Annotated in this window: 5 protein-coding genes; 3 read left to right on the forward strand and 2 right to left on the reverse strand. The window is 38.7% G+C overall.

Going from position 1 to position 7,003, the window contains the following annotated elements; translation table 11 throughout:
• The first annotated feature begins 278 nt into the window (after nucleotides 1-278).
• From AFK68_RS17245 to AFK68_RS17255, 3 genes are all read left to right on the forward strand, one after another.
• Entirely contained in the window at nucleotides 279-521 is a 243-nt protein-coding gene (locus AFK68_RS17245) for a hypothetical protein (protein ID WP_094673839.1), read from the forward strand.
• 174 nt (nucleotides 522-695) lie between these two features.
• Nucleotides 696-2,219 carry a calcium-binding protein gene (locus tag AFK68_RS36945; protein WP_168186521.1) on the forward strand — a complete coding sequence of 508 codons (1,524 nt, stop codon included), beginning with the start codon at nucleotides 696-698 and terminating at the stop codon, nucleotides 2,217-2,219.
• 947 nt (nucleotides 2,220-3,166) lie between these two features.
• Nucleotides 3,167-3,991: a YwiC-like family protein gene (locus AFK68_RS17255; RefSeq protein ID WP_094673840.1), complete on the forward strand. Its 825-nt coding sequence runs from the start codon at nucleotides 3,167-3,169 to the stop codon at nucleotides 3,989-3,991.
• Nucleotides 3,992-4,559: 568 nt separating this feature from the next.
• On the opposite strand, the gene AFK68_RS17260 is transcribed toward AFK68_RS17255, so the two are convergent.
• Both AFK68_RS17260 and AFK68_RS17265 read right to left on the reverse strand, forming a co-directional pair.
• Nucleotides 4,560-4,976, reverse strand: coding sequence for a hypothetical protein (locus tag AFK68_RS17260; RefSeq protein ID WP_094673841.1), 417 nt, complete (start codon nucleotides 4,974-4,976; stop codon nucleotides 4,560-4,562).
• Nucleotides 4,977-5,553: 577 nt separating this feature from the next.
• Entirely contained in the window at nucleotides 5,554-6,603 is a 1,050-nt protein-coding gene (locus AFK68_RS17265) for an aromatic ring-hydroxylating dioxygenase subunit alpha (RefSeq protein ID WP_094673842.1), read from the reverse strand.
• Nucleotides 6,604-7,003 lie beyond the last annotated feature (400 nt).

Here is a 7,003-nt window from a genome sequence, read left to right on the forward strand (position 1 = left end):
ATGATATTTCCCAATCTTCAATTCCGTAACGGTTTTAACCAGAGGTAATTATCAATTATCCATTATCAATTATCAATTATTGAACAAGCATAATTACTCATTATTTAATACCTTGATCAAACCAGGATAATAAATATTTACCCTGGAATTATTGCCATGTCTAATTAAATTTCAAGCAAAATAAATCTGCCAAAGCTAATCTAAAATTTTTCCGGATGGGAACCAACTACTAATGTTTAACTAAACAGTAAACAAAATACTTAAAAAGAGAACAAATTATGGCTCTAGTTAGCAATCTTAATGATAGTGGTGCTGGTTCCCTAAGACAAGCAATTATTGATGCCGCCGCAGGTGATACGATTCAATTTGACCCCAGTCTAGGTGGTCAGACTATCGCCCTCGCCAGTGAACTATTAATCAATAAAAACCTCACCATTGATGGTGATGAAAGCAACCCAGTCACTATAGATGCAGGAGGTAACTCCCGTGTATTTAATATTGACGATGGTAACAACTTTTAACAATGTTCAGTTTACATTTGTGGGATTAACCTTTCAGGTGGATTTGCTTCTGGTACTGGCACAAATCAAAGTGATGGTGGTGGTATATTCACTAATGAAGCACTCACTCTCAGCAACAGCCTAGTTACAGGTAACACAGCATCAGGTAGTGTAGCTGACGGTGGTGGTATATATGTGAATTCCATAGGTAGCGCCAATATTACCAACACTACTATTAGCAATAATACAGCAACTGATGACGGTGGTGGTGTCTTCGCATTTGGTACTACAAATATTAGTAACTCTACTATCAATAACAACCTAGCAAGTGCTGATGTTGGTGATGGTGGTGGTGTTTATATCGTTGGCACTACAAGTATTAGTAATTCCACTATTAGTGGTAACAGCGCGAATAGTGAAGGTGGTGGTGTCTACGTTAAAGATGGCACGCGCCCCGATGCGACAATAAGCAACTCTACAATTACTAATAACCAAGCACCTGTAGGTAAAGGTAGTGGTTTAGCTGCTTTCGGAAGCATTCAAACTACAACTGTCACCTCTAGCATTATTGCTGGTAACGTTAACAGTGACGTTGACGAATTAACTAATAGTAGTAACGCCATACAAAGTGGTGGCAACAACTTAATTGGTACAGGAAACGCTACTGGTCGTTTCAACGGTACAGGCGACCTAACCGGAGTCACTAACCCTGGTCTAGATCCTCTTGCTGATAACGGGGGACCCACTCAAACCCATGCTTTACAAACTGGTAGTGCTGCTATTGATGCTGGCAGCAACTCTCTTGGTCTAACTACTGACCAACGTGGTACAGGTTTCCAGCGTGTTGTGAATGGTGTTGCTGATATTGGTGCCTTCGAGTTTGGGAACCCTATTCCTACCGACCCTACTGATCCTACTGTTCCTACCGACCCTACCGACCCTACCGACCCTACCGACCCTACACCTATTACTGGTACTCCAGGCGATGACAATCTTCCTGGTAATGCCGAGAACAACATTATCGACGGCCTAGGAGGAGATGATATAATAAATGGTGATGATGGCGACGACCAACTGTTTGGTAGTGGTGGTCGAGATAGCATCCTCGGTGGTGACGGTCAAGATATTCTTGATGGTGGTAATGACCGAGATACCCTCGAAGGTGGTGGCGGTCTAGATACCCTCATCGGTGGTGGCGGTAACGATAGTCTTGATGGTGGTATCGATGACGATAATCTTGATGGTGGTGCTGGTGCTGACATCCTCCTCGGTCGTACCGGGCGAGATACTCTTAATGGTGGTATCGGTCGAGATACTCTTAATGGTGGTAGCGGTCGAGATAGTCTTAATGGTGGTGCTGGTGCTGACATGCTTAATGGTGGTTTGACCGGCAATGACACTCTTGATGGTGGTAGCGGTCCTGATACTCTAACTGGTGGAGACGAGAATGACAGTTTTGTATTGCGTTCTGGTGATGGCAACGATCAGATTCTAGATTATGTAGATGATGCAACTGATCCTCTAGAAGCAGATAACTTCTTATTAGATGGTCTGACTTTCGATGACTTGATAATAGGACTTGACCCGAACAACAGTAGCAATGCTATCATACAGACTAATATATCTGGCTCGACAGAAACTTTAGCAACTTTGGTTGACTTTATTACCCCCACTAACAGTCTTGCCGATCTAACTAATACTGATTTTGTCCCTATCTAATTAGTATTAGCACTCTTTTTCCCAATCTAAATTGATTGTTAAAGCGATCGCCTCTCTCAAATCAAAGGGGCGATCGCTTTTGGCAATGTCCAGAATTAATCAAAATATAGCGCTGTGCGCAGGCAACAGGCACTATTGCTACAGGCAACAGGGGGAAGAAATTGCCGATAGTATAAGACTTTGAGCTGCTTGGCCCCTACTACAATTTGTAAANGGGGAAGAAATTGCCGATAGTATAAGACTTTGAGCTGCTTGGCCCCTACTACAATTTGTAAATATACCAGCGCTCATTGATATAATTTATATCATGTCCGGTAGCATCGGTATTGTATTTTCAATAATGGATAATTATCAATTATCAATTATCAATTATTGAATTATCTTAATTTATCCTCATATTCAATTATTTTTCTTTAAAGTAGGTCATTTCAGTTATCAGTTATCAGTTATAGCGCTAGGGAATAGGGAATAGGGAATAGGGAACAGGGAACAGTAGACTGTTAAAGGGTTCCAGGATTTATAACTGTCCTAACCTTAATGCGTAGTGCTATATCAGTTATCAGTCATCAGTTAACAGTACCTCTGGCTAAACCCAGAGGCTTGAAATACTGAAGTTGATTTCTCTTGGTCGATTAGATATGGCGTTAACGAAGTGGCTCTGCAAGAGCGGGAGACCTCGCCATCTCATCCTGACGGACTGCTCCGCAAACGACCGCTTTTTTATCCCCTTAAAAGGGGAGGCTTTATACCTCTTTTTTCGGTAAAAAATAGAAATTTTTATTCCTAAGTAGCCTGATTTAGTAACTATTTCAGATTTCTGTATCAATGAATACTTAAAATCTAGGGAATATTTGTGAAATTATTAATAATAATTCTCAAGAAATTTATAGAGATATTTGCTTGAATCTTATATAAATTAGTCATATTATCTATTTTGGAGGATAAGTATGGTTCAGTTATCAACAATTACTCCTAAAAAGAATCGTCCCAACCTATATGCTTGGTGCAGACCTACCTTTTCTCCAGAACAGGGGGTATTACTGGTCTTAGGTGGTTCTTTTCTCACTGGAGCAGCTTTAGCCCAAGAATGGACAAGCTCAACAACTTTAGCTCTAATCTGTGCTTTTTTCGCCTTACAAGCAGAACATCCCTTAGTAGTCCAAATCAAACAGCGAAGCAGTTGGAAACCTCGCTTTTTAATCTGGGGTGCTTTGTATGGAAGTATTGCAATAGCGATAGCTGGGTGGCTTTACCTCCAAACCCCATGTTTACTATGGATCTATGGAATAGCAATAGCAGCTTTAGTTGCGGATAGTATTGCTGTTTTCAAACGTAAACAAAAATCTATATTAAACGAAATGATTGGATTTTTAGCTATCTGTCTCTCAGCACCCCTAGCATACACAGCTACCACAGGCAATATTTCTCTGACTGCACTAGCAATGTGGATACTTAATACCCTATTTTTTAGTAGCGCTATCTTTACACTCAAGTTACGGAAACAAAAGACCAGTTGCCCTATACCCGGAATTATTTATCATAGCACTGCAACCCTGATTATACTTGGTATTTACTGGTGCAACTGCTTAAACTTAGTAACAGCTTTATCTTTCGGTGTGGCCTTACTTAAGTTAGCAGCGATCGCCCTTAGATTAGATTGGTATCGTACAACAAAATTTTATTTTGTCGCAATATTTGAAACCCGTTTTGCTCTCATCTACATTGCTATTGCTGCCATAAGCGTTCTTCCAGCTCACCTACCTAATGCTTAATTTTTTGGTAGTGGTAAAGAAGTAATGATAAGTATAGCCCTACGCGCAAGTCATGCATCGAGTGCGTAATTCTGAGGTCTCCATTTCCTACGGAAAGGCTACGCCAACAGAATGTAAGACGCACATCTGACAGTCAAAAGTTATCTCTGACTAAGTTTTTGGTGCGGAAATACTCTGCAAACGGCATTTACCAATATCCGCGCCCTAAATGCCTAGTCCTATAATAGAAAACCCACCTAGTAATACCTTTTCACTTTAAGGATGTCACAAATATTTGGAAATTTATAATGTCAAATAATCCCTTGAAACTACTTAATAATAAAGTTTTCTGTCTATTAAATCTTACTTTAGAATTTTGACTTTTGAATTTTGACTTCCGTGAAACGGTATAACCTAGGGTAGCTGTCGGTAGGGCGACGTACAGAAGTGATATTTGAATCGCTTAAAAGTTAGGTTATACAGTAATTTTAGCTTACTATTTCACATTATCAGTCGGCAACTATTTGTGACATTTTTCAAGTGAATTGGTATGACATTTTAGGACTACCAATTTTTTCAATCAAAAAAATTAGAGTGAATTAACAATAGCCACCCTACCATATCTAGGATCGATCTCAATTCCCATCACCTCAAAAGAGCTAAAATAACTACCATCAGGTGCAAAAATTGAGTAAGTTTTTGTTGTACCTGCTGGTAAGGATAAACATTGATTAAAAATTTCTTGCCTATACTCTAGAGGTACAAAATTATGTTCTCCAATTCTTAATGCTGCTTGATTATAAAAAGAAAATTGACCTTGGAAGTTAAGGATACCAGCAGGAGCTGGAAATTGTTCACACCACCTCAAGGCCAAAAACCATTTAGCTTCTGAAAGTCTTTGATATTCTCGGTTTGGGTTAGGGTGTTGCAAGACTTTGTATCCCCCTTCACTGGCGAAAATTGTTCCACCTAAAAACCCAAACATTATGCCAATGGTATTACCCATGTTGAACTCGCTCCATCCATAATGTGAGAGATATTGACTTCGATCATGCTAATTTTTATTAGCTATGTTAGTTGCTCCCTAGAGAGTAACTGTTTGACGAACTTAAGAGTCAAAAGTCATTTCAGTTACCAGTTATCAGTTATCAGTACCGACCACTGTTTGCGTAGCATTCCGTAGGAAAGCCAGAGGCAAGAAAATACTGAACTTTATTTTTTTCATCCTCTTAAAAGGGGAAGCTATTGACCTGATTTTTTGGTCATAAGTCAGATATTATAATCTCTGTTTGAAATCGGAAGATTCAAACAGGGACAATTTTTCTTGATTGACGTGATTTATAGTAGTTTTCTCTCTAGATAGACTAGAGTGAGCAAAGAAACCCTAGGCATCTTTGACTACTTCCAACTCCCCACTCCCGATCAGGATTTTCTGGTCTATTGAACTGAAAAGTGATATAATTCAGGGACTTTTGACCGAACTATAATATGGTGATAACTTATGTATTATAAGTTTTATACCTTATGAGTATCTTATCGGCTGTTAAACAGATACTCTATTATTTTCAGCATATATTTATGATTCATTTGATGGCTTGTTTTCTAATTAACTTTTGTGTACTTACTAGAGCGCTGTTTAACTCATAATTACGGCGCTGAGGATTTTTTAGATAAGCTTGTTGTTCTTCTTCTATCATCTCTACATCTTGATCCACTAAACCATCGAGTAGTTTTTGAGCTGAACCAAATAAACTTTTTTTAACAAATCGTCTAAACCATTCTGGTAGTTTATGTAAACGCCAAAAGGCATGAAGTGATGTAAAGTGAACCAGATAAGCTTGGGTTTCTCTTTCATTAATAGGACATAAAAGACAGTAAATTTGAAAATCTTTCCCCAGGTTAGAAACCCAATTTGGATAGATATAACTAACATTTAATGGTTCGGGATGGAGTTGTCGCAAAGCAGGAAATAATAATTGAGATATTGACCAAATTTTGTCAATTTTATAATAGCTTTGAGCCTGATAATAAGCATCTACCCGGTGGTCATTTTCAGATAAGTCTATTAATTCTGCTGCTGCCCAAGCTTGCCAGTTTTGATGTAAATGTCCGTGGTGCATATCCATTAAATTTTCTATTAAATAAGAATAATGAGCGCGACATTTTATGACTGATATTGTGGCAATATAATTGAGATGTTCCCACTCAGGAATTTCTAGAGGAGAAATTAAATTTGCCAATGATTTATCTCCAGGAAATACCCAGATAAAACCGTTTATTTCTTGGACTGGAAAAGTCCGAATTTGACAAGTCGGTAATTTTTGATTACTTGCTAAATAAGGTACATGAGAACATTTACCACTTGACTCAAAACGCCATCCATGATATTGACATTCTAATTCATCGGCGATCGCACGACCAGAACTAAGTTTAACAAAACGATGAGGGCAAAGGTCTTCTAGGGCATGGACTTTTCCATTGTAACCCCGGTACAGAACGATGGGTTGATGCCAAAGGGTAATGTTTAAAGGCTGAGATTTAAGTTCTATGCTACGAGCAACAGCATACCAATGATTTTGGTTAATTCCCAGGTTACGGATATCATGGTAGAAAGTAGTTTGAGGAGAAGACATATTTCAGTTATCAGTTATCAGTTATCAATTATCAGTATCTCTAGAGAATAGGGAGATTTGAAATACTGAAGTTTATTATTTTCATTCCCTTAAAAGGGGTGGCTATTTCATTAAGTGTAAAATGCACCGGGGGGATGAGTTTAGCAGGTGTGGGTCGGTGAGGGTATGGGAAGCTCGAACGCCCAAACAGTTAATTTAACCCTTCTGGTTGTAGTTTCTCCCCACATTTCCCACACTCCCTACACTTACCACACTCCCCTTGCCTTCTGCTTACGGACAATATTTAAGAATTAAGAACTAATTTAGTAGTTTTGCAGGAAAATTTAACAATGATTAATATTTCAGGTTACCAAATTATTGCCAAAATTTATGAGGGTACTAATTCCATAGTTTATAGAGC

This window comes from Hydrocoleum sp. CS-953 (assembly GCF_002260545.1).
Lineage (GTDB): Bacteria > Cyanobacteriota > Cyanobacteriia > Cyanobacteriales > Microcoleaceae > Trichodesmium.